This window comes from Vibrio frigidus, assembly GCF_042465995.1.
Taxonomy (GTDB): Bacteria; Pseudomonadota; Gammaproteobacteria; order Enterobacterales; family Vibrionaceae; genus Vibrio.
In genome coordinates this window covers 73,980-98,712 of the sequence record NZ_JBCDMC010000008.1, presented here as the reverse complement: position 1 = coordinate 98,712, position 24,733 = coordinate 73,980, and the positions used below count along the sequence as shown (strand labels likewise).

Here is a 24,733-nt window from a genome sequence, read left to right as displayed (position 1 = left end):
GCACCATAATGCGACAGTAAAAACAGCTCAATATTGAAACTCATTAAACAATATCTAGCCAAGTTTGTTTATTCTGAACGTGTTTCGACAGGGTAATCACGACATCCTTTCAAGTATGGAACTAAAGAGTTGCATGAGATCCGATGCGACAGTTAAGGTTATTGTGCTAAGATTCCCTGTCAGCGATTTGAGCGTGTATTACCTCTCATTGTTTGGCTGAATGTAATAAACACAACTAATGAGAATATCAGAAATGAGCAAGTTAAACGCTGAACAGCGGAAAGCACGAGACGACGAACGTTTTTCACAACGAGTGAGTGAACGCAGGGATAAAGGTGAAGATGTTGTCTTGTATGCTCTTACCAACAAAAAAGCAGTGAAGTTTCTGACCAAATCAGAAAAAAATGATCTAAAAGAAAGAAAGAGAGTTCGTCAGGAAGAAATAGAACTTAAAGAGCAACAAGAATTAGAAAGAATTGAACAAGCGTTTATCGGTGACGATAACAAGTAAATATGTATAAGCCTCTTTATAGTAAGATGAATGGCCAAAATACGGCCATTCATACTTATAAACTTAGCGCACTATGACGACGCCAGAGCCTAAATTAATGTCCCTATCAGTGACCCTAATCGTTTGATTGCCGATACAACGCTGTCAGAAATCTCTAGTGAAGCATTCAATCTAAAGCAATGAATGAACTGCTGATTTGTTGCAAACATCTCTCCTGGGGCAATACTAATGTTTTCTTGCACAGCGAGTCTGTAAAGCTCGGTAGCATTAACATGCTCGGGAAGAGCAACCCATATGAAATAGCCACCCGTTGAGTAATAAGCATTGGCTTCTTTTGGGAAATGCTCCCGTAACAACTGCCAAGTTTGAAATTTTCTCTGCTCTAATGTTCTCCTCAACTGACGCAAGTGCGTTTCATAATGTCGAGTAGATAAGTAGCTGGCGAGTGTTAATTGAACGGGTGCACTTGTCGACAATGTGCTCATTAATTGAATCTTTTGAATCTGTAATGCGCGGGTTCCTGCCGCTACCCATCCGATACGAAATCCTGCGACGAGCGATTTAGAAAAAGAAGAACAATGTAGAACCATGCCTTTGTTGTCATAAGCTTTTGCAGGTCGTGGTTTAGTGGCTCCATAGTAGAGTTCGCTGTAAACATCATCTTCTATCAGATGGACATTGTGCTTTGTAAGTAATTCAACAAGACGAATTTTCTTTTCATCGGATAGCGTAAAACCAAGTGGGTTTTGGCAATTAGTCATTAGCCAACAGGCTTTAACCTTGTGCGTTTCCAATGCTTTTTCGAGGGAATCCAGATCGATCCCTTCTTTGGGGTGTGTATTGATAGAAAGCGCGCGTAGATTCAACCTTTCTAGCGATTGAAGGGCACTATAGAATGTCGGAGATTCGACGACAACCCAATCACCTGCTTGTGTTACTGCCTGTAAACTTAGGTTTAATGCCTCCAACGCCCCAGCGGTAATAACTATCTCTTCAGGGTTGATATTCATGCCTTGAGCGGCATACCGTTTCGCAATTATTTTGCGCAAGGTTTCATTGCCTGGTGGAAGATTATCTAGGGCATGAGACGCGGGCATCTTTCGTGCGGCTTGAATCAAAGATTTGTTGACCTGACTCTGTGGATATAGGTTTGGATCTGGGTAAGCAAATCCAAAATTGGTCATTGTTTTTTTGCGACTTGCTTGCAAGATATCAAAGACAAAGTCATTGATATCGACAGATTCTGTTAGTTGCGGATCTTTGGGATGGGTCAAAACAGGAAAATCGTCGATCTGAGGCGCAACAATGTAACCTGAACGAGAATGAGACACCACCCAACCCTGATTTGCTAATAATTGGTAGGCATTCATTACCGTCATTAAACTAAGCCCCGATAACTCAGTTTGTTTGCGCAATGATGGGAGTTTACCGCCTATTTCCCAGACGTTGCTCTGAATTTGACTCTTAATCTGTTCTGCAAGCTCTATATATTTAGCCAATGGACTTCACTTAGGTAGGTTAATGAGTGGCGCTCGAATTATCTGTTATACATAATAGTCTAGTTTCTGTGTCTATTATAGATCAACGAACCATTGATATAATCGAACAACGTTAAAAGATGCTCTGGTTGCCCTTATTTTATGATCGAAAGGTACCGACCTAAGCCCATACTTGGCTAATAATGTAATGCAAAAATTTCAACTTACGCACAGAGATGCGACAAAAATGTCAGAACATGTCGCTTATCGAATAACTCAATGCCTTAAGTTTCTGCTCAATCTATTTTATGGGGACAAATATGCTAAACGTGCAGTAATTTTAGAAACCATTGCAGCAGTCCCGGGAATGGTCGCAGGTATGTTCAATCATCTTAAGGCACTACGAAGAATGAAAGATGATCAAGGATGGATTAAAGAGCTATTAGATGAAGCAGAAAATGAGAGGATGCATTTAATGATTTTCTTGAATATTGCGAAACCAAGCTGGATAGAAAGACTATTGGTATTAGTAGGGCAGGCTGTGTTCATTGTTGTGTACAGTACAATCTATATTTTATCGTCAAAGATCGCCCATAGAATAGTCGGGTATTTTGAAGAAGAGGCATGTAAAAGCTATACAGAATATTTAGAACGAATCGACGAAGGAAAGGTAGAAAACATATCTGCTCCTCAAATGGCAATGGATTATTACCAGCTACCCTCAGATGCGAAGTTGAGAGATGTTATTTTAAAAATCCGTGAAGATGAAGCAAAACACCGAGATAGAAATCATGAATTTGCGGATTGTTATCAAAGTAAAAACCTACCAGAACATCAATATTAGCTTGCTGATCATCTATTAGTTGGAAGTCGTCTATCTCAATATTTTAGTTGGAGAGTATAAGAATGAATAGTGTTAAGAAAGAAATGCGTCTATTTGCTATCGCTGGTGCGGTCATCATTTTAAACGTTGGAGCACATCTATTGGGTGCCAAGATGTTCGTTGACGCGCCTATGACAGAAATAACGCTAGCCTCAGTTCCTTTCCTTATGTTGTTTCTAGGTTGGCTGGGTGTAAAGATTGCGGCAAAAGATTAGATCACCGAACAACTAAGGCGGACCCAGTTCAAATAGAATGAGTAACGACGTCTTTTGATTCGGTATAGAACCGGCTAATTTGGCGTGGAAAGGATTGTCAAAAAGCCAATCCTTTTCGTTGCCTAATTTACGACGTTAGATTACTCGTAGTCTGCAGCGTATGTCTCTTCATAGGTGTGCGAGTACAGTTCAAATAGATTACCAAATGGGTCTTCTAGGTAAACCATCTGCGCTTTATTGTTATCGTCTTCTGGGTGGTAACGCATAATATCCATACGTACCTTGCCGCCAAATTCTTCGGTACGCTTAATCACACCGTGGAAATCATCGGTTTGAAGACAGAAATGAAAAATACCAATACGAGAGAAGTCGACGTCGTGGCGTTCTTGGCGTTCCTTCATTTCAAACAACTCGAAGCCAATACCATCATTGGTCAGTAAGTGAGCGATATTAAAACCTTTAAAGCCTTCACCAAAAACGGCAATACACATGCGGCCAATTGCGGTCTCGCGCTCTTCCGTTACTTTCGTATTGTTCATCACGATTTCTAAACCTAACGCCTTCGTGTAAAACTCAACCGCTTTATCCATATTGCCAACCATGATACCAACGTGATTCATTTTCATCAGTTTCTCCAGTAATTCAATTATTCATTTCGTGTTTTGTTTCGATGAGAAAAGTATATGTAAGATTCGTTATTAATAAAAATTATCATAAATTATTAAAATAATTATTTTTTGTTATTATTAGATGATTCACTAACGTTAAGCCTTATACACAACCTATGTCATAAAACGTTTATAAATCTCAGAAGAACGATTGATCTGTGTTGCGTATTGTATAAACTACAATCTTATCAATGCAGTGAATAGGATAGTAATCCACATTCGCCTAATTCTTATTAAAGGGATTGTAATGAAGCTCCTGCTAAATAATTTAAAATTGGCCACTATTCTATTGGCTTCTACTTACTCTTATGCCAGCGTCGCCGACACGTTGCGCGTAATGTTACATACTGGCTCTTTTCCTCCATATTTTTTTGATGAAGACGACTCTCGAACGGGAACAATCAAAGATATTTTTAAAGCCCTATCTCAAGAAACAGGAGATACTATTGAGTATGTACGGGTTCCTTTTAATCGCGCGCTTCATCTGTTCGAGACTGGCGAATTACACATTGAACCCATGACAAATCCCGCCTATAGAAGCGACTCTAGTGTTCCAGGTATTTACAGCATCCCATTTGCAGTGGCTGATGAAATTATTCTGTTTAATAAAGAGAACTATAAACAAGTAGATTCTCAGGATGATTTATTGGGTGAAACTATAGGTGTAGTGAAAGGGTACTACTATCCTCAATATACCCCTTACTTTGAAGATGGACGTATCGGAGCTTATCCTGTCAAAAATGAAAATAAGTTGATCCAACTGTTGGTGGCAGGTCGTCTTTCTCAAGCCCTTATGAACAAAGATTTTGCTCAATATCAGGTCACGAGTCAGCACTTAGAAGACCAAACCGTTCTAGGCAAACCTTACCGTTCATTGGATATGATGATCCGTTTTCATCCAACAAAGGAAGCGGCAGTTACCCGATTCAACAAGGCGATTGTTAAACTTAAAAAAGAAGGCATCATAGACGGAATCTACGATAAATACCGTTGATATAATACCTAGATACAAAGTCGACTATTAGGCGTTAGGGTAACGATAATGGAAATATCACTACACTTAGTTTGCCAAAAAGATGCCAAAGCACTATTAAAATTTGAAGTCGATAATAAACGTTGGTTTGAAGAACATGTCCCTTCTCGTGAAGATCGTTTCTATTCCCTTTCAGGTGTGAAACAGCAAATCTCTGATTTCTTGATAAAGTATGAGAATGACGAGATGTATCCAATGTTGATAAAAAATGATATTGGCACTATCTGTGGGCGTATAAATCTACATCGTATAGATGATAAAGGTGAATGCGGAGAAATGGGGTATAGGGTTGGAAGATCTTATACTTCTCAAGGTGTGGCTTCTAGTGCGGTCAGAAAACTGCTAACTCTGCTGACCAAAACATCAGGGCTTAAATACGTAAACGCGATTGCACTTGTGAATAACGTTGGGTCAAATAAAATTTTAACTAATAATGGCTTTCATCTTGTTCAAAGACTGAGTAACCACACCGAATTAAATGACCAAATGGAAGATGCAAATCAATACCACAGAGCGTTATCCTAACTTTTCACAGTTTCTAAAGACTAATCTTCAATTCCACATAGTAATTCTTTACATATTTGAGTAAGTTAGCCCTTGAATAGGCAATTTTAGGGCTGGTCATTTAATGAGAAAAACAAAGTTATATAGTAATTATGTTAGCGATCTGGAAAGAGCGGTCTCTACTCCGTTACTGATAGAACTTTCTAATACAGACCTGAACAGCTTCATTGACAATAAGCAAACCGCTGTCGACACGAGTGGTGTCGCCTTGTTTTCTGCACAGAGTGTGTTTAACCACAAACTAAGTAATAGTGATAAAACCAACGTTATCGTTATCAGTGCAAATGGCGACGACCCAGCCGAATTTGCCATTCTTGAAGCCCTGATGCAGTTGCTCCGCAATGACCTGAAAAATATCGCTAATGTGCAGGTGATCAAACAGACGATAAAGGCCGGCGTTACACTTGGAACCAGTGGATTGTTGAACGACTTTGCGGGGGGCTTTTTAGATAAAGGTGTGGATTTCATATTTAATGAAATTGGTGATGCTTTTAGTTCATCTATTTTCGATTCGGCTCAGGAGCATCTTGATCTGAGTGGTTTTTTACTGGATAGAGTGGAATCGGTGCTTCAAGACACATCCAGTGCAGGGCTAGGTGGAATAATGGCTCATCACCTAGAGGACCACGAACTATTTTTGTCTACTGAAGCGAAGCGAGAACTGCATAAGCTGTTTAAAACATTTTCACAAAGCGAAGAACACAACATATTTCCGTTGGCGTTTAAATTACTTTTGGCCGTCTCTGTTGGTGAGCCCAAACTCATTTATATCAACAACCCACACAAGCTAGATGATAACTCACTGGCTCTTCTATCTTTGGTCGTTTCCTATGCTAAGTACTTAAAAGAAAAAGATAAAAGCTTGGGACTTTCCATTGTATATCAATATAGTGACGAAAATTTTCAGCCTTACCAAAAGGTGGAACCATCGCTTCAATCCAAGAAAGAGCTGCTAGACGATCAACGACGATTTGCCCAACGTTATGCGATTTTGGAGCGTCCGAGTAGCGATATCCCAACGATTGCGGTGAAATCTTCTCTTTTTATTGGTCGACAAGACGAGTTAAATATTCTCAATCAATGCTTTCGCTCAAAAAGCAGTGACGAGCAAATGCTTGGTGCAAAGCAAGAAGCAGTCGTTACTAATCGAATGGCGATAATTGCAGGCGACCCCGGCATTGGCAAGACGGCCTTAGTTAATCATCATATCAAAGAGATTCAAGAGCAAGGAGAGATTATTTCGCTAAGGATAGTGAATGAAGTGGGACATCAATCTATGAACACTGGCTTGAGTTCATTGGAAAAAAGTATTCTTAGCGAAGCCCCTAGGCTCGAACTTATGCGGGACTGGAAAGATAAGGGAATAGGGTTAATTAAAAAAGCAGCTAGCCCTGAAGGTGCACTCAAGGTTATTGGCGCTATTCTTAACGGCGCAGAAGAAGTGGTTCATGTTGGTCAGGCTGCAAGAGAACGCCTATTGGTTGATGACCGAATAGACAAGGTACTTGGCAATGACTTTGGTTCGTTAGATAACGTTCATCAACAGAGCAAGGAGAAGAAATTTTCGGTGTTGGATGCCGCGATACAGAAACTACAGCATATAAACAGCCACGCTCTTCCTTTGGTTCTTTTTGTTGATGATCTGCAATGGATAGATGAAATCTCGGCTGAATATGTGTCAACTCGACTTCTAAGCATGGCCGATGTCTATCTGATTGCCACAATACGACCCAGCGATGCCGCGACAGTATTGCAAAGACGAAGCGCGGTTGGCTCTGAAAAGCCATTTACCCAATCACTATTTAAAAAGGCAGCCGTTGCGGGAAGTGCGAAGATTAAATTGGTCAGTAATATTGGCTCTCTTGCTTGTACCAATATTCATCTAACGGGTCTGAACCGAGCATCGCTAGCCGAACTGATAGCTAAAGTGATACAAGGTGAGAAAACGCAATTAGAGACCTTGTCTGATCAGGTGGTTACAAAGCTAACGGATTCCGAATCTAAGACGGTGAATACGCTGTTTGCTGTAGAAACGATTAATATTCTATGTGACGACAAGTTTTATGAAGGCTCGCAACTGTCTAGGCTGATAGTAGACAAACCGTTGCGTATTAAACCACAGATTGGCGAGCTTGATGTGGTAATAAAAGAGACTTTTGTTGCATTAGAACAGAAACATAAAGCCTCACTATCACACTATACAAATGCTAAAAACTCCCATTCGTTTAACCTTATGGCCTATGCAGTGCTTGAGGAAAGGCTTCATCTATTAGGGCAATATTTCTCTGAATATGGCACGACAGCGGTGAGTACGCTGCTATTTTCGTCGGTAATGGGTACGCCGTTTTCTTCAGTATTAGTGAAAAACTCTCTAGCGGCCCTTGCCGCTTCCAACGCTCCTGAATTAGCCCCGTTGAAGACGCACCTGCGTGAGGGTAGTAGCGACACGAGTCTGAACGAAGAGCACTACGTTATTATTGAAGAAGTGTACGAAATTCTAAAGCGCTATATGGGAGAACAAGGTAAGTATCAGTACCGCCATGCTTTATTACATACGTTCCTAACGATGCAGTTTGACCATTTAATGCAGGATAGATTCGCTAACGAAATCGAAGCCGCGTCGGACACCATGTATAGGGTCATTCTGGACGTGGTAGAGGCGCAGCATAAAGCTCAGCCATTCTACAATAAATCGATAGACAGTTTGGACAGTGCAGATACCTCGGAGCGCTTGTTCTATCAAACCGTCGAGTCTTCTATTGCGAAAAGAGCAAAGCAAAGTGCTAAACCAGATTGGATAAGAACTTTCTACAAAGCATCAATGGCACTCGCTATCTCATTAAGCGCCGTTAATCGCATAGAAGAGGCGATCGAATTAGAAGAAGAATTGCTTGCAGTATGCGAAGAAGGGTACTTACATGATCAAGATTTGTGGGTAAATGAGTACAGAGAAACGCTAACGTTTTTGGCTTCTTCTTATGAAGATGTGGGCAATTTCTCTAGAGCCATCACACTACATAAGGAGGCAGTGTCCCTCATTGAAAAAACCGCAAATAGCCTGAGTGAGTTAGATGCAGTGGTTCAATCTAATCTTGCTACTTGCTACATTAGTGCAGGCTGTATTGAGGAGTCGCTAGAGATTGTAGCGTCGCTATTACCTTTATTAAAACGTAACTATGAAAGCCTTGTGGGAACATGGGGTCAGCTTTATGTTAGTAATCTAATCAGTCAGGCCTACTCATTTAAAAAGCTAAACCGTTTTAATGACGCGATGGCCTTAGAGGAAATCGCTCTATCTATCTGTAAGCGAGAATACGAGATTGCCGAATCAGAGTGGGAACGATATTACATTACGTGTATGGGTAATTTGGGCAGTTCATATGTCACCTTCGGACGCATTGACGAGGCGATCAGAATAGAGCAACAAGCGTTAAAAGTGACGGAAGCTTGTTATCATCGTGCTCCAAAGTTATGGAAGAAGGATTACCTTACCCGCCTTATCAATTTAGCGGTAACGTTAAAAAAAATAGATCGTGTCGATGACGCTATCAGTATGGAACAACAAGCATATGCTATCAGTGAAGTCGAATATGATAAGACGCCAATGGTGTGGATTGAATATCATACTCAGATAATGGCCAATCTTGCCAGCTCTTATAATCAAACTGGCCGAGCAGATGAAGCCGTTGCTCTGAATAAAGAGGTATTAGCGATTCTAGAGGTGGAAGCGACAAACTCACCGAAAGTGTGGTCAAAAGGTTACGTTAATATCTTAAATAACCTCGCCGTATCCTATATTTCTGTAAGCCAGATAGAACAAGCTATCGCATTACAAGAAACGGCTCATTCAATCAGCAGTAAAGAATATGATAAGTTCCCCAAACTCTGGGTAGAAGAGCATGTTACTGCGCTTTCTGGTCTGGCGAGTGCTTACAAAAAAAACACTCAATATGAAATGGCCATCGAGTTGGAACAAGAGGCGCTGCGCATCGTCGTCCAAGAAGCCGTTACCCATCCAGCGGCGTGGCTTGAAAAGCAGGTTAATATCAATAGAAACCTAGCGGTCTCTTATGGGAAAGTTGACCGCTGTGAAGAAGCCATTGCAATAGAAGAAGACCTACTGTGCCAGATCGAAGAACAATATAACCATGTCTCGAAAGTTTGGGCCGTCGATTATGTAGTCAGCTTGTCTAATCTGGCTTCGTCTTACAAAAAGCACGATCGCCTTAGCGATGCGATGGCCCTGGAGGAAAAAGCATTAGAAATCACCAGAGCTGAATGCCAACAATCGCCTAAAGAGTGGGTAAGATACCACGCTGAAATTTTAGCGAACTTGGCCTTTTCCTATCGTGAATCAGAAAATGTAACTGAAGCGATCTTTCTATCAAGTGAAGCCGTTAAGCTTACCAGTATTGAATATGAAAAAGCGCCGAGCTTATGGGCCTATCGTTACGTAAATAGCCTAGATAGCCTTTCGATGTGCTACCTCTCCATTGACCAAGTTGAGAAGGCAATATCTTGCGCAGAAAAAGCATTGAAAGCCACAGAGATTGAACACAATAAATCACAGGATGTATGGGAAAGAAGCTACGCAACCAGCCTTAGCAACCTAGCAACCTGTTACAAAAAAGGCGATAAGCTAGAAGAGGCGATAATTGCTGAGCGAAAAGCCCTATGGGTAAGACGTGCGGCATGTGAGAAAGAACCAGATCTTTGGGGTGAAGAATTTGCTTACGGTTTAGATGCGCTCGCCAATCTATATATGCAGGTCGACCGTGTAGAAGAGGCTCTATCCTTAAACAAAAAAGCGTTAGAAATCGTTGACCTAATTGAGAAAAACAAATCAGAGGGGATACCTGTCACGTGGGACCAATTTGATTTTGATGATGCATTGTTAAGTGAAACGAAACACATCAGTCAATACCGTCTTTGGACAAGCCGTGTTTACGTTGTATTCAGCTGGATGTTTGGTGTGCTTTTTTTTATTGCTGTCTTTGGCGCGGTATCATCAGGCGAACTCAAAATGGCTTTGATATGTTCAGTTATAGCGGGGTTATTCTTGCCACCATTAAGAACGTTGGCCTATCGATTCACTCAACGTGAGTTATCATTCACCAATAGGATGATAATGGTTTTGGTGTTACTCGCCTTGTTGTAATTGTAAAAAGTAAGCCTCTATTGGCGAGTCAACATCGACTCGCCTAAACCAGAACATTAAACTGCCGTAAACATCTCAGGCTTCTTCTTGTTATATATCATTTGTGACAAAATTGATCAAAAGTGGACATTTTTAAACACTAAAGCACAGCCCATGAACAACAAAAAGCAGTGCACAATATGGTGGTAGTTTATTTTGTATTTCTGCAAGAAATGGTAACCGATCATGCCTCCTGTCAAACCAATTGCAAAGGCTGGCATCGCAGACATCACATGCGACAACACTTCATCCGTAATAAGCCCTTCATTCCAAAAACTGATGTTAGCCCCAATCATTTGCAGCATGAAAAAGAAGGCCAAAGTGGATTTTATCTGATCAGCGCTCCAAGGCTGCATTGAGGTATAGGCAATCACTGGTGGCCCCGATTCACCGACACTTGCACCAAGCATTCCCGAGGTAAAACCTGCTCCGAGAGTAATGGGTATTGAGGTTTTTTTGAATAGGGGTTTAGTTGAGCGCATTGAATGCAGGCTTGAAGCGATCAACACCACACCCATGGTGAGTAGAATGTATTGCGAGGGCAAACTAGCCAGTAGTTTAGCTCCTACGAATGAGGCTGGAATCGAGCCAACGAAAAGGATCAAGCCTGTCTTGTGCTGGATCGAGTGACGCATTTTCCACACGATAGGAAATGTCACCAGCCAACCAAATATGCCGGCAATGGGCACGGCTGTTTGGGCACCTACGATAAGTGAAAGTAGCGGTACCGATACTAATGCAGAGCCAAACCCGGTCAAACCTTGGGTAAACCCGGCCAATGCAATGATCATCGAAACTAATATGATGGTGGTGTCCATGTTCCTTCCTAAAAAAAAGCGATAGTTCGCCTTATGGTTGAATCTAGTGAATGTGATATTACTGAAAAACGATGAATGATTATTTCTGCAAACGCTTTTCGCGTGTCAAACGAACTGACAGGAAATGTACGGACACTATAGACTGAACAAATATAATAACCATTACCTCTGTCACATAATGTTGTTTTTTGTCTATTTAGTTTCGATTTGTGACATTTCTCTCGGATGGAGTTGAGGCGTGTCGTATAATGAACCTATTCATTCTGGGGGAGTAATGACCAATTCATTACGATAGAACTCCATCGATTTGACAAATAATTCAGTTTTATACATTTAAGAGGTAAACAATGGACAACTTCCAGGTGGATAAGGGGCGCTTGCTTAAAATGAACGCAAATGCTCATACTTTGGCGCGAGGAACAGAAGACTTTGATAAGGTTTATGGACTGGGCTATGAGGTTGGTCATGAAGATTGGTCACCATACCCAAGGGTAAATAAATTACGACAGACTTTCCTTGATAGACCCTATGAAATTGATGTAGAACGGTTGAGGCTCGTCACGCAAGCATATAAAGCCTACGAAGATGTACCACGTATCCTTCAATGTGCATACGCCTTTGAAAACATCCTTCTCAACACAACAATACATATATACGATGACGAATTAATCTTAGGCGAAATTGCTGCTCCAGCCAAAGCTTCACCCATTTATCCTGAGTTTTCTGTCGACTGGATTATTGATGAGATATTGAATTCTCCATTTGAAGAGCGCACAAACGACCAGTTCTATATCCGTGATGACGAGGATAGAGCTGAAATTCTAACGCTCTGTGAATATTGGAAAGGAAAAAGTGCGAATGAGATAATAACAGCCCATCTTGATGACGACCAAAAGAAAGGGTCTCATATGGGTGAAAAAGTATTCCAGACAAACAACTATCATTTTGCTGGGATTGGCCATTTCGCCATGGATTTTAATAAGCTAATGACACTTGGTTACGATGGTGTTTTAGAGCAAGCAAAAACGTCGTTTGCCAAGTTGTCTAAACAAGACCCAGATTTCAGTGACAAAAGAGACTATTACAAGGCCACTATCATTAGCTTGCAGGCCGCCAAAACGTATATCACACGTTATGCAAAACTCGCCGACGAATTGGCAACCGATGAAGTCGACATAAATAGAAAGCAAGAACTGAAAGACATGTCGGTAAACTGTTATCAAATTGCAGGCGGCGTACCTCAGAGCTTCTGGCAATCTGCTCAGTTATTCAATTTTGCAGTCACGTTGACACAGATTGAGGGTAACGGCCATTCTATTTCATATGGGCGTATGGATCAGTGGTTATACCCATTCTACGAGAAAGACATAAAAGAACGTTCGGTCTCGAAGGCATTTATTCTAGAATTGATTGAAGTGCTTTATGTGAAAATAAATAACCCAACCAAATTGAAAGACAAAGGCACCGTAAAAGTACGAAATGGCCGTGGTTTTGGTGGGGAAAGTTTGACTATTGGTGGGGTTGACACAAATGGTGATGACGCTACCAATGATCTAACAATGCTTATATTAGAAGCTTCTGTACATACTCGAATGATGAATCCTTGGGTCTGTTTGCGTTTGCATGAAAATACACCCTATGAGCTAAAGATAAAAACGATTGAGTGTATTAGAGCAGGTTACGGGCACCCTAAACTATTTAATGACGGCCCTGCTACTAGAGCAATGCTAGCTAAAGGTGTCACATTAGCAGAAGCGAGGGATTACGCAGTTGTAGGTTGTGTAGAGCCAGCAGTTCCTGGCAAAGAACATGGTTGGCTTGATGCAGGTTATGTGAACACGGCTAAAATGATGGAGATGGTTATCAATGGCGGGCGTATCTTATCTGGACCTGACGCAGGAAAACAACTCGGCCCTGATACAGGTAGTTTAGAGACATATAACTCGTTTGAAGAAGTATTGGAAAGCGTTGATAAACAATTTGCTTATTGGTGTGATCAATTGTGTAGTTGTTTAAACGTGACCGATAAAATCCATCGTATGGTTAAGCCTACACCTTATATTTCAGCCTTTTTTGAAGGCTGTATTGAATCTGGTAAAGACATGACTTACGGGGGCGCAAAATATAATGGAACGGCACCACAAGCCGCGGGTATCGCAACCTGTGCCGATTCACTTTCTACCATTAAAAAGTTGGTCTTCGATGATAAGAAGTATACCGGCAGGGAATTACTAGAGGCTATAAAGAACAATTGGCAGGGATATGAAAAACTTTATGCACTCGTTAACAGTTCTAAGATCCCTCATTACGGTAACGATATTGACGAGGCCGATGAACTATTTGCATTTATGTTTGAATGTTATTGTCGTCATATTAAAGGCCGAAAAAATCCGCGTGGTGGCCAGTTTAGTCCGGGCGTCTATACAGTGAATGCAAACGTTGGTATGGGGTTGTATACCAACGCAACGTTAGATGGACGTAAAAATGAAGAACCCATTTCTGATAACATGGGGCCGGTTCATACAGCGGGTGGCTCTCATGATATCCATGGGCCAACAGCCATTGTTAACTCAGTGGCAAAAGTTGACCATAGCCTTGCTACCAACGGAACTCTGCTAAACCTTCGATTTCCTGAAGATGCGGTTTCTGGTGTGGAAGGTCGAGATATCTTGGTCAGTTTTATTGATGAATATATCGCCAAACAAGGCATGCATGTTCAATTCAATATTATGAGCTCAGAAAAAATGAGAGCGGCACAAAAAAATCCTGAAATGTATGCGGACATGCTTGTGCGTGTAGCTGGATACAGTGCTTATTTTGTTGAACTTGGTAAACCCTTGCAAGATGACCTAATCCACCGAACTGAGCTTAGGTTTTGATCAATAAAGTGGGCGCGTATTCGTCCATTTATAAAACAAACTATTGAGGTTGAAAGTGTCAAACCTAGGAACTGTTCTTAACGTGCAGCGTTTTACTTTACATGATGGTCCAGGCATTCGTACTGAGTTTTTTTTAAAAGGGTGTCCGCTTAGATGTGATTGGTGTGGTAACCCTGAAAGTTTTAATAGGCATATTGAGGTTGGTGTCTATCAGAATAAATGTATCTCCAGTCAAAAATGTGGTTCATGTAAAGAGGTTTGTCACGACCCTAAGATGTTGATTTTTTCGGGCTCGAAGCTTGAAGAAATAGATCGCAATAAATGCACTAGCTGTCTTGGTTGTTCTGATGAGTGTCCGTCTGAAGCAATCAAGCAGTGGGGTAAATCCATGTCGATCGATGAGTGCATGCAAGTCATTTTAAAAGACAAAGGATTTTATGAGCGTTCAGGAGGAGGCGTAACCGTTTCCGGTGGTGAACCTTTGCTCCAAAGTGATTTTGTTTTAGCGCTATTTAAGGCATGTAAACAAGAGGGTATCCACACCTGTATAGAGTCAAGCCTCTATTCCAACTGGAATCAAATTGAAAAGCTACTTCCCTATACCGACCTCTTTATTTCAGACATAAAACTTATGGATAGAAACCGACATAAAAAACACACCGGCGTTGATAACCAAAAGATATTAAACAACCTGAAACAGCTGTCTAAAACTGATAAAGAAGTTATATTGAGAATTCCAGTCATCCCGACGGTTAATGATGACGTCGATAACATAAAGGCGACGGCCAACTTTATTGTAGATGAGATGCTTGGAAAGGTTAAAACGTTGCAGCTTCTGAGTTTTATGCGCCTCGGTGAAGAGAAATATGAATCGTTAGGGTTACCCTACAATATGAGAAACCTAGATTTTGACAGGGTCGAGTTTCAACATCGAGTGGATAATATTGCTGAGTATTTCAATCAACAAGGTATACATTGCTTGGTGGGTACAAAAGAAAAGGAGGCAATGTAAACATATCAATTTTGCTCTTAAATTCTATTTATGCTGTAATTCGTTTTTTCGAATCTAAAAGAAAAATCATGCCTAACACAACACTTCCCGCCTCTTACTTCGGCATCGTGCTTGGGCTTGCCGGTTTAGGGCAAGCGTGGCGCATCGCACATCCTCTTTGGGGATTTCCCGTTATTATTGGCGAAAGCATACTGGCCGTTGCTACATTGGTTTGGTTGATTTTGTTAATCGTCTATATAGCGCAAGCGATACGCAGCCCTGCGTTGATCAGTCAAGAGTTTCGGCATCCTGTACAAGGCGGTACACCAGCTCTGGTAGGTGTCTCTACGTTGCTTATCGTACTTGCGGTTCTACCTTATTCACGTTCGATAGCGTTGAGTTTGACTATTGCCGGTATTATTTGGCATTTGTTCTTTTCACTCTGGCATAACGGCTCTCTCTGGAAAGGCGGCCGCAACAAAGTAGACTCTGTACCCACATTGTATCTGCCGACCGTTGCAGGAAACTTTACCAGTGCTGCCGCACTCGGTGCTCTGGGATATCCCGATTGGGGTTGGTTGTTTTTGGGGGCGGGTATGTTTTCATGGCTAGCACTGGAGTCGTTAATTATCCAACGTCTTTGGCAAGCTCAAGAGCTACCTTCACAACAACGTCCGTTGCTTGGTATCCAATTTGCTCCACCCGTCGTGTGTGCTATGGCTTGGCTTGCTATCAATCCCGGTAGCAATGACCACTGGGTTCTGATGTTGTGGGGATATGGACTCTATCAACTGATGCTTGGTATCCGGCTAGGGAAATGGCTTGGTGCACAGCCTTTCGCTCCATCGTATTGGGCTTACACATTTGGCATCGCAGCAGCAACGGTGAGTGGTTTAAAACTAGCGTTAGCTGGCGTGCATGCCGCAGAGATCATTGCCATACCCGTATTTATCGGTGCAAATCTGTTCATTGGATATCTAAGCATACGTACGGTAGGCATGTTTATGACAAAGAGAACGTAGAGCGACGACATCACTCGTTTTAATTTTAATGAGAGCTGATGTTGTGAAGGGTTATGCACGTGACTGATTCAATAAACAAAAGTGTGCGGTATTGTCGAGAATCGGCATATTATTAGAATAGTTAGGTCCAATGACATAGTGTGTTTCTCTAGATAAATGGCCAATAATTAACTAACTTAGATAATCATATAATTGAGAATAGCGAACGATGAATCACGAACATTTTAAAGGTAAATTTGAAGTCGAACTAAAGTATCGTATAGCATCGAAATCTGAGTTTTTAAAAGTACTCGAGTCGATGGAGCATGAAGTTATGCTCCAAGATAATGTTGATTCAGATTGGTATTTTGACACGTGCGGGAATGATCTTAAATCTCAAAACAAAAGTCTGTGTATTCGAGAAATGGAACCCTCAGGAATTAAGTTATGGATAGTAAAAGGACCAGAAGAAGACTGCTGTCAGGCAACGAATATTACTGATGCTAACAACGCGAGGGAGATGCTTCACACGTTGGGTTATGGTGTGGTGCTCAAATTGAGTAAGACACGCAGCATTTACTTTGTTGATAAATTCCATATAACCGTCGACCATTTAAACGGTTTAGGTGATTTTGCCGAGTTTGCAATCATGACAGATGACGCAGGCTTATTAGAGGGTTATAGGGCAGATCTTATTGGTTTAGCGAGTACGTTTGGGTTAACTGAAACGGAGTTAGAACACAAATCGTACCGATGTTTGCAATCAGAAAATCATCAAATTCAGTGACACTGTAACCTAGTGTCATCCGTTTATTATTTAAATCTCTCGCAAATAAGGTACCAATTTTTCCTTACTATCGCTTGGTTAGCCCTTTGCTATTCAAATAAGCAAGAATATGAGGTCGTGATTCGCCGGACAATTTCCTTGTTATTTCTTGTGACCAACTGCTTTGTTTTTGATTACTTGAACGATTGGCATAATAGCTTTGCATAGAATAGTCGTAGTTTTTAATATCATCTAAATCCAGTGGTTGATATTGGTTTTCGTGCATAATTACATGCGCGGGTAGACGAGGTTTCACTTCTGGGTCTTGGTCTGGATGACCTAAACACAATCCAAATAGAATTGCGGTATTCTTGGGTAATTCGAGTAGCTCGTCGACCTGTTGAGCGTTGTTACGTAAGCCACCGATGTACACACCACCCAAACCTAATGATTCGGCGGCCAATAAGCAATTTTGTGCCATAATACCTGAGTCCACGGCGCCAATGAGAGTCAGTTCAGTAAAGTCGGCCTGAACCTCAGGGTTAATTAGTGTATGGCGTTGATAGTCGACGCAAAACACTAAGAATTCTGCTGCATTTTCGACATAAGCTTGATTTCCCGCATATTGAGCCAAGAGTTTACGCTTGTCGTTGTCTGTTACCCTTACGATAGAGACAACCTGCAGTAGACTAGAGGATGACGCGGCAAGTCCGGCTTGAATAATGGCTTCCAAATGGCGCTGCTCAATCGGTTGTTCCGTGTATTTTCGGATAGAGCGGTGGCCTAATATGGTTTCAATCGTGCTGTTCATAAGTCTCAGACAGTCCTTGTAGTTATGGTGTGGCAATAAATTACGATAGCGACAATTGCTATCGGGGTAAACCCAAAACGATGGGTTTCTTTTTGTTTAAAGGTAAGTGGGATAGTGAGTCAAAAACATGTTCTAGTTAATGAAACTGGAATCAAAGTCATCTATATCAACATGCATGCCTAACGAATCAATCTGTTGTTGTAGATTACGGATATTCACCTCTAATTCAGGAAGGGTAAGCGTGTTGTTATCTAGAAAGTAAACCTGCTTTAAACTGTGATAGTAAAAATAAAGAACAACGATAGCATCGCGGTCGTTTTCACTAACACGTTGTTTGACCTTTTTTAGCTTTCGATATATACGATTATGCAATGCTTTCAAGCGCCACACATAGTACACCTCCACAAAGTATGGCGTCGTTTTCAAATAGAAAAGCGCCGCGCTGCATACCATAGCGGCACTTATCACGCCAATAACGTTTAAATGAAAATTTCCAGTTGACTCAGAGGCCACCTGTTGGGTGTCGAAGACGGCAATCAGCAAGCCCCCAAAACCAACGGAAAGCAATGCCAGTGCACCAACTAGAGCCATTGAAATGACGTTAAGATGCTTTTTATAAATTGATTTATCTATTTTAATCAGTTGCATGAGTTAAGAATAGTAGCAAGGTGTAAGGCATGATAACTCATGCTTCCAGTCTTCGACTACTTATTACCCCGAAATTCAGAAGAGATGTTAACAATGGGTTCTTCATTGCTGACAACCAACTCTGTAAATCCGGTCGTATTATCAAATTCACGAGAGAAGGTAAGCGTTGGATAGTGATGAACAATTAGCTCTACGGTGGTGTCGATAATGCTTCCATCTAATAGGTGGCCACCAATGACGCGCCCAGTGTCATCTGAAACTGAGAGGTGAATATGTTGATGCTCTGGTGTGAGGGTCCCCATCACCGACACAATCTCTAGCGAGCCATTAAGCTGCAATGTTTTTTGCGCACCCGCTAGACGAAGACTGACTGAAGATAAACAACCAACGCACGAAGCGATGCTACCAGCGTGAATTTTATGTAGACTGACAAGCTGTGCAATTGATTCTTTTAAGTCAGCGCCTTGCATGAATCTAATCGCGATGGGCGTTATCATAATTTGGTTCCATTAGAAGTGTCGGGTTTAAATGACAAGTAACATTGGGTACGTCTATGTCCGATTCTAGCCCTTAAAAAGACGAGACGCTACACCCTATTGGCGCAATGTACAATGCCACATTCATTTTAGTAGAGTTATTTGATTGCCTAGTGATACACATTGATAATGTGCGTTTTCTTATGGAACTCTGCGTCAAAATGACGTGTTTATACGCTACAATTCGCGCACTTAGAAAGCAGGGGAAGTTGTACGCTGTATTAACCCGCTTTTATTGTGATTAAGCCTTATCTCTAAGTCAATCGGCTATAGGGACTGTTTTAGCTTGAAATATGCGTGTAGTGACATACGCTTTTATATAGGTAAGGATCCAAAACTGGGAATAAACACGCACTAAATGTATTTATGTAGTTCTCCTATTAAGTGACGGACATCCCACAAGCGTAATGTTTGCAGCAGGTTTGCTGAGTAATGAAGATCAAGAAGGTTATGGTCAACATATGATTAAATCTCTTTGGGTTTGTTTGCTATTTTTGAGTCATTCTTTGTTAGCAGCAAATCTTAGTATTGATGACCACTTTAAAGAGCTTAATTTAAAGGTTCCGCTTGCTACCGCCATTGATACCAATGCGAGTAGTGCTGAGCACATGCTTGAGTTTGTCACGTTTAACACTGAGTTATACCCGCAATCTATGTCACCAAACACGGAGAGTTACTGGTATAAAATTGATCTGTCCGCCATTCACCTCAATCAGCCAAAAAAACTTGCGCTCGTATCCCAAAGCCACTTGTTGCAGCACCTAGATGTTTATCTATTCAGACAAGGAGTGTTGCTACAATCTGAGCAGTTAGGTATCAATGACCGTCCCGCTTCACAAGCGTTCTATAAGGGGGTTGTTTTTGAGTTTTCCATTGCAGAAAATGACAATCTAACGTTGTTAATTCGAAAACAGAGTGATGGCCCAGCCATTATGCCACTCAGCCTAATGGACGGGCAGGCTTTTAATCACTACGAGTTTAAGACGCTTTTCCTTTGGGGAGGGGTCATTGGCGTGTTCCTCGCCTTGGCTTTATATAATGGGTTTATTTTTTCTCTGAATAGAAATAGTTCACAATATGGTTGGTATATGCTTTTCCAGCTATTTATGTTTCTTCAATTCGCACCGTTACACGGTTTTGGTTATTTAATCTTCCCTGATTCTTTTTGCCGCTGGTTAGGTAACCATATGGGTGTATTGCACCTAATGATACTTTGGTGTGCTTTGATGTTTGGTCACCATTTTCTTGATATCAAAAAGTTTCGACCAAAAACTGGTTGGCTAATTGAAAAGAGTGTTTGGGTGTTTCCCGTAATGCTGTTGATTGGTTATCAAATGACTGAGCTGCAACGTATGTATTTCAACCTGCCGCTAATTATTATTGTGGCCTATGTTTGCATTGGTACAGCAGTCGTTGCCCTAAGAAAAAGATATTATCCAGCATCTTATTACCTACTATCGTGGCTATGTACCTTTATAGGTGCATTCAGCGGTTATCTTACTTACATTAATATTCTGCCTCAAAATATCATCACCATGCACAGTTTCATGATTGGTGCGTTAGCGGAACTTTATTTGTTATCGGTGAGTCTTGCGAAGCGATTGCAATATCAGGAACAACACGAGAAACAACATCGTTTGATAGATCAAACCTTGAATATGCCAAACCAGAATTTTTATCAATATGCCCTCAAAGGCCAACTTATCGAGCGTGGACTCATTACAAAACGTATTAAATTAGTTCTAATTCATATTGAAGGGGTGGATCGCTTGATTAGTAGTCTAGGCACAGAAAGAGTGGCCTCTGCAACGAAGGAATTATTAACAAAAATAAGCAATCAGGTATCTGAATTGCCTTGGCAGATTGACCTAATTTTAGATAAAAAATATTTTGGAGTATGCATCCCACCACAACAAACATTAGTGTTTGTTACTGACGACGAAACAACGGAAAAGCAGGTAGAAATACTGCTTAGTATTTGGAAGGATCAGTTAGCAAATAGTTTATATTTGTCAGATTTGAATCTCAGAGGAGCAAGTGCAAGTGTGGGTCACGAAGGCGATGATATTTCAGCCCTTCACCAAAATGCGTACATGGCATTACTAGAAGCGCATAAGTGCGGTTTGAAATGGCTACCGTTTAACGCTCAGATGACTGAGAGAGTTGAATCTTACGTCAAGATGTTACAGGAATTAAAATTAGCGATTTCGCATCGACAATTTGATATTTATATCCAGCCACAAATCAACTTTGTCACGAATAAGGTGGTTGGTGGCGAAGCATTGATGCGTTGGTGTCATCCCACTCTCGGTATGGTGGCTCCAGGTGTATTTATCCCAATTGCTGAACAAAGTGGGTTGATTCATAGTTTGACACGTATTGCCTTTGAAAAAATGTTTGCTTGGGTAGCACAACAGCAGGCAGTAATTAATTTGTCTATTAATATTTCAGTACTCGATTTACAGCAAAAGGATTTCATTGAGTTTTTACAATCTACAAGCGACAAGTATTTTGTAGACACCAGTCAAATTACCTTGGAGATTACCGAATCTCAGGAACTGGATAACTCCCATGAGTTGGTTCAGAAAATTAGTGCCATAAAAAATCTAGGTTTTGCAATTTCCATCGATGATTTTGGTACGGGTTACTCGTCAATGGCTTACCTAAGTCAGTTAAACATTAATGAAGTGAAGATAGATATGATGTTCGTTAAGGACATTCAAAACAATATGACTAACCAAACGATCGTCAAAACGCTATTAAACATGGCGGATGCGCTTGGTGCTCAAGCTGTGATTGAAGGTATTGAAACATCAAATGAGCTCGATATGATCAAACATTTAGGTGGTCGTGTCGGGCAAGGTTATTATTGGTCTCCAGCAATATCAATAGCCCAATTTGAGAAACAGTTTTTGTCCAAATGCGAGTTGAAACTTAGAAATAATGAGGTGGGATAAGGAAGACTAGTTACTTACATAGTAAAACGAATGCATGCTAAGAAAAATAAAGAACAATTTAGATCGTAAACTTATGGTGCGTATGTGTACTATAAAACTATTAGTATTCGTAAGGAAATTCGATGAAAGTGCATGAATGCGTATCCTTCTTATTGATCAAAGGAAATATAGTATTACTTGAAAAACGTAGCGAATATAGAGAAACAGACGCTGGTTTAACGAATATTCCTGGCGGCCATATTGAACAAAATGAGAGTCAATCTGAAGCGTTAATTCGAGAAGTAATGGAAGAGTTAAAAGTAGTCCCAACTTGTTATAAATATCTATGTTCGCTTTACCATCCAACCAGTGAATTACAGTTGATTCATTATTATGTAGTAAATCGTTGGGAGGGTGACATATCCCCACAAGAAGCGGACGAAGTTAAATGGTATGAGTTGTTATTGGCACCCGTTGGGATTGAAGCGGATAAGCTAGCTCTGTCAGAATATCAAAGGCTCAGTCGTTATCTTTCGGTGTAAAACACACGTAACGATTCGGTTGCATAGCTCATACAGGTCTAGCATGATACATCCTACGCAGAGTCAGAAATTCATTATGTTACACCAGTTGGTGAAATTTAAATTAAATAGCCATAGAGTATGATTAAACAGATATGTTCATAGGAAACAGTACAATTATAATTACCCCTTGTATCGGCAAATGCGAGCTGGATGATAATGCTATGTGCAAAGGTTGCTACAGGTCATCATCAGAAATTGCTGATTGGGTAAATAAATCTGAAGATGAAAAAATAAGCATCGTTATTAGGTGCAAGAAATTGATTGCGAAGCAGGCATAAAATAGTTGCAAACGCTATGTACCCCAGAAAAATTAGACACCGTAGATGAATCTCAAACGGAGTCTGTATTGCCATCTTTTAAATAAGCGTTTACAAATCTCCCATTGAGGACTATATTTTTAATTACATCCCAGTGAGGTGGATTAAAATGAGCTTAGCAAAAAATACCGGATACGATCCAAAAGCGCTATCAATGGCAGGGTTTAAGGCCGCTGACAACATTCTTTCTTCTTGGGGGTGCAACGTTCAACAAAGCCAGAATATCCTTAAAATTTCATCTACGTCTTACCACAAGTTTAAGGCAAACCCAGAAAAAACGAATTTGAGTGATGACCAACTAGAGCGTGTAAGTTACTTACTGAACATGCATCAAGCACTACGTATTGTTTTTAGCAACAATGACAATGTAAGTGGCTTTATGTCCATGCAAAACAGCAACGATTACTTTGCAGGTCGCGCACCACTTGAAATTATTAACTCAGGTAAATTTGGCGACTTGTATGAGGTAGCGAAACGTATTGATGCGTTAAGAGGTGGTTTGTGGGGGTAGGTGACAAACAGAAAACCTCGGTAGGTCATCGCCTAATAAGCACCAAATACCCGTCAATTGCTCTGTTTGATGATGTGGCAAGCCCAGAAGAGTTTGAATTACTTTATGCCATTCAGTCTATGACTAACCCCCGATTACTTGATGAAGTTGGTGAACTATCCTTACTCGACCGTTCTGACATCCCCTTTGCATGTGAGCGAGGGAGAAGCTATGCAGTTGCGCCATTCACTCACATCAATCCAAATGGAGGCCGATTCAATGATGGATTATTTGGTGCGCTATATTTAGCCTCTACTGAGAAAACTGCCGCACTAGAAGTAAAACACCATCAGCAGAAATATTGGCAAAACATTGACGGGTTAGCTTATGATCGTTTTTTGTTCCGAGGGCTATTGATTACGCACAAATCGTCACCTGTATATATTGTCGATTCAAGCGACGCTGTGATTCTAAACCCTGACAACTACTTAGCGTCGCAGCAATTGGCTCGTAAACTAAAGAAAGATGGCTATCACGCTGTTGAATATCCGTCGGTACGTTCAGAGTCTGGTATCTGTTGGGCGTTGTTCACGCCTAAACCAGTATGTGATGTCGTCCAATCTTATTTGCTTGAAATGATATGGGACGGCAAGAAAATAGCGGAAGTAAACAAGATCAATCATATGCTGCAATAAGATAAACTGACCAATGATCTTCCTTATACCAGCCTGTCGATAACTTCAAGAATGCATACACCAACATTATTGCAGCAATACTAATCTGTATTACTAAAACTAGACAAATAGTGAGCTACTTTTCCAGGTCTAAACATATCAATGAATTGCGAAATTAGTAAAATTGTTGACACAGTTTTGTCCGTGCGACTTGAAGTCGTATGAAGCGCTGTTTACTACGATAAGAGTGAACCATCTGTGTCATCAGATGATCCTAAGGTATTAAAGCGAACTTTCGATTATGTCAGTCACCAACTCATCCGTCGTCACAAACTGAACCGCATACATAGCGCTTAAAGTGTAGGAAAGGAAAACTCCCAAAGCCCCATCGGTCAAATGTAACCCGCATTGTCAGTGGATAAACATAGAATATATAACTTCAAAAGATGCCTTCAAGAATCTTTATGAGATAACACAATTAATAGTATTAATACAGTTTAATAAGAATTGAATAAACGTATTTGATGTTACTGGAATAGGGATAATCTGATGCCGATATATCTTAATATTATAAGATTTTAATGCCTTCGTCGGTCATGCCAAATGACTCGTTTAATGTAATTCAGGTAAATAAAAATCGGTGAAAAAGAGCGATAATGCAGGGTATGGGCTAAAAATGTGATCTAACACAGTGCCTTGATCATGCTTCTCACGTTGTTATATTGTAATACAA

21 protein-coding genes are annotated in these 24,733 nt (G+C 40.8%); 15 read left to right on the top strand and 6 right to left on the bottom strand.

What is annotated here, in order from left to right; genetic code table 11:
- The first annotated feature begins 253 nt into the window (after positions 1 to 253).
- Entirely contained in the window at positions 254 to 511 is a 258-nt protein-coding gene (locus tag AACW90_RS14900) for a DNA polymerase III subunit epsilon (RefSeq protein WP_390235860.1), read from the top strand.
- 89 nt (positions 512 to 600) lie between these two features.
- Here AACW90_RS14900 and AACW90_RS14895 read toward each other — a convergent pair whose 3' ends face one another.
- Positions 601 to 2,010: an aminotransferase-like domain-containing protein gene (locus AACW90_RS14895; protein WP_390235857.1), complete on the bottom strand. Its 1,410-nt coding sequence runs from the start codon at positions 2,008 to 2,010 to the stop codon at positions 601 to 603.
- Positions 2,011 to 2,197: 187 nt separating this feature from the next.
- Between AACW90_RS14895 and AACW90_RS14890 the strand changes: the two genes are divergently transcribed.
- Positions 2,198 to 2,833, top strand: coding sequence for an alternative oxidase (locus AACW90_RS14890; RefSeq protein ID WP_390235856.1), 636 nt, complete (start codon positions 2,198 to 2,200; stop codon positions 2,831 to 2,833).
- A 62-nt stretch (positions 2,834 to 2,895) separates the two neighbouring features.
- Positions 2,896 to 3,087, top strand: a complete 192-nt coding sequence (locus AACW90_RS14885) for a hypothetical protein (protein WP_390235854.1) — start codon at positions 2,896 to 2,898, stop codon at positions 3,085 to 3,087.
- A gap of 140 nt (positions 3,088 to 3,227) precedes the next feature.
- Here the strand turns inward: AACW90_RS14885 and AACW90_RS14880 are convergent, their stop codons facing one another.
- Positions 3,228 to 3,713, bottom strand: a complete 486-nt coding sequence (locus tag AACW90_RS14880; protein WP_390235852.1) for a VOC family protein — start codon at positions 3,711 to 3,713, stop codon at positions 3,228 to 3,230.
- A 289-nt stretch (positions 3,714 to 4,002) separates the two neighbouring features.
- Between AACW90_RS14880 and AACW90_RS14875 the strand changes: the two genes are divergently transcribed.
- The 3 genes from AACW90_RS14875 to AACW90_RS14865 all read left to right on the top strand — a co-directional run bounded on the left by AACW90_RS14875 (position 4,003) and on the right by AACW90_RS14865 (position 10,510).
- Positions 4,003 to 4,749, top strand: a complete 747-nt coding sequence (locus AACW90_RS14875) for a substrate-binding periplasmic protein (RefSeq protein ID WP_390235849.1) — start codon at positions 4,003 to 4,005, stop codon at positions 4,747 to 4,749.
- 48 nt (positions 4,750 to 4,797) lie between these two features.
- The gene (locus AACW90_RS14870) at positions 4,798 to 5,313 is read left to right on the top strand and encodes a GNAT family N-acetyltransferase (RefSeq protein WP_390235847.1); all 516 of its coding nucleotides are present in this window, start codon (positions 4,798 to 4,800) and stop codon (positions 5,311 to 5,313) included.
- Between the two features lie 103 nt (positions 5,314 to 5,416).
- Positions 5,417 to 10,510, top strand: a complete 5,094-nt coding sequence (locus tag AACW90_RS14865; protein WP_390235845.1) for a tetratricopeptide repeat protein — start codon at positions 5,417 to 5,419, stop codon at positions 10,508 to 10,510.
- Positions 10,511 to 10,626: 116 nt separating this feature from the next.
- On the opposite strand, the gene AACW90_RS14860 is transcribed toward AACW90_RS14865, so the two are convergent.
- Positions 10,627 to 11,367 carry a sulfite exporter TauE/SafE family protein gene (locus AACW90_RS14860; protein WP_390235841.1) on the bottom strand — a complete coding sequence of 247 codons (741 nt, stop codon included), beginning with the start codon at positions 11,365 to 11,367 and terminating at the stop codon, positions 10,627 to 10,629.
- Between the two features lie 347 nt (positions 11,368 to 11,714).
- On the opposite strand from AACW90_RS14860, the gene hpfG reads away from it, so the two are divergent.
- From hpfG to cyaB, 4 genes are all read left to right on the top strand, one after another.
- Complete coding sequence (gene hpfG, locus AACW90_RS14855; protein ID WP_390235838.1) at positions 11,715 to 14,246, top strand: (2S)-3-sulfopropanediol dehydratase; 2,532 nt, start codon at positions 11,715 to 11,717, stop codon at positions 14,244 to 14,246.
- Between the two features lie 55 nt (positions 14,247 to 14,301).
- On the top strand, positions 14,302 to 15,258 hold the full coding sequence (hpfH, locus tag AACW90_RS14850) for a (2S)-3-sulfopropanediol dehydratase activating enzyme (protein ID WP_390235835.1): 957 nt from the start codon (positions 14,302 to 14,304) through the stop codon (positions 15,256 to 15,258).
- A 68-nt stretch (positions 15,259 to 15,326) separates the two neighbouring features.
- Positions 15,327 to 16,259: a dicarboxylate transporter/tellurite-resistance protein TehA gene (gene tehA / locus AACW90_RS14845; RefSeq protein WP_390235832.1), complete on the top strand. Its 933-nt coding sequence runs from the start codon at positions 15,327 to 15,329 to the stop codon at positions 16,257 to 16,259.
- 208 nt (positions 16,260 to 16,467) lie between these two features.
- Complete coding sequence (cyaB, locus tag AACW90_RS14840; protein WP_390235829.1) at positions 16,468 to 17,025, top strand: class IV adenylate cyclase; 558 nt, start codon at positions 16,468 to 16,470, stop codon at positions 17,023 to 17,025.
- A gap of 67 nt (positions 17,026 to 17,092) precedes the next feature.
- Here the strand turns inward: cyaB and nfsA are convergent, their stop codons facing one another.
- The 3 genes from nfsA to AACW90_RS14825 form a co-directional block, all read right to left on the bottom strand.
- Positions 17,093 to 17,815, bottom strand: coding sequence for an oxygen-insensitive NADPH nitroreductase (gene nfsA, locus AACW90_RS14835; protein WP_390235826.1), 723 nt, complete (start codon positions 17,813 to 17,815; stop codon positions 17,093 to 17,095).
- Between the two features lie 132 nt (positions 17,816 to 17,947).
- Entirely contained in the window at positions 17,948 to 18,463 is a 516-nt protein-coding gene (locus AACW90_RS14830) for a DUF3087 domain-containing protein (protein ID WP_390235823.1), read from the bottom strand.
- A gap of 56 nt (positions 18,464 to 18,519) precedes the next feature.
- A complete protein-coding gene (locus AACW90_RS14825; protein ID WP_390235821.1) occupies positions 18,520 to 18,960 on the bottom strand; it encodes a PPC domain-containing DNA-binding protein in 441 nt (146 codons plus the stop codon).
- A gap of 446 nt (positions 18,961 to 19,406) precedes the next feature.
- Here AACW90_RS14825 and AACW90_RS14820 point away from each other — a divergent pair, with 446 nt between their 5' ends.
- The 5 genes from AACW90_RS14820 (at position 19,407) to AACW90_RS14800 (ending at position 24,021) form a co-directional block, all read left to right on the top strand.
- Positions 19,407 to 21,956 (top strand): EAL domain-containing protein, encoded by a 2,550-nt coding sequence (locus AACW90_RS14820; RefSeq protein ID WP_390235819.1) that lies wholly within the window; start codon positions 19,407 to 19,409, stop codon positions 21,954 to 21,956.
- Positions 21,957 to 22,078: 122 nt separating this feature from the next.
- Positions 22,079 to 22,477: an NUDIX hydrolase gene (locus tag AACW90_RS14815; protein WP_390235817.1), complete on the top strand. Its 399-nt coding sequence runs from the start codon at positions 22,079 to 22,081 to the stop codon at positions 22,475 to 22,477.
- A 134-nt stretch (positions 22,478 to 22,611) separates the two neighbouring features.
- Positions 22,612 to 22,797, top strand: a complete 186-nt coding sequence (locus AACW90_RS14810) for a DUF1289 domain-containing protein (protein ID WP_390235816.1) — start codon at positions 22,612 to 22,614, stop codon at positions 22,795 to 22,797.
- Positions 22,798 to 22,945: 148 nt separating this feature from the next.
- Positions 22,946 to 23,347 (top strand): MbcA/ParS/Xre antitoxin family protein, encoded by a 402-nt coding sequence (locus AACW90_RS14805; RefSeq protein ID WP_390235814.1) that lies wholly within the window; start codon positions 22,946 to 22,948, stop codon positions 23,345 to 23,347.
- Complete coding sequence (locus AACW90_RS14800) at positions 23,338 to 24,021, top strand: RES family NAD+ phosphorylase (protein WP_390235812.1); 684 nt, start codon at positions 23,338 to 23,340, stop codon at positions 24,019 to 24,021. Before AACW90_RS14805 ends, AACW90_RS14800 begins: the two co-directional genes overlap by 10 nt.
- The last annotated feature ends 712 nt before the right edge of the window (positions 24,022 to 24,733 follow it).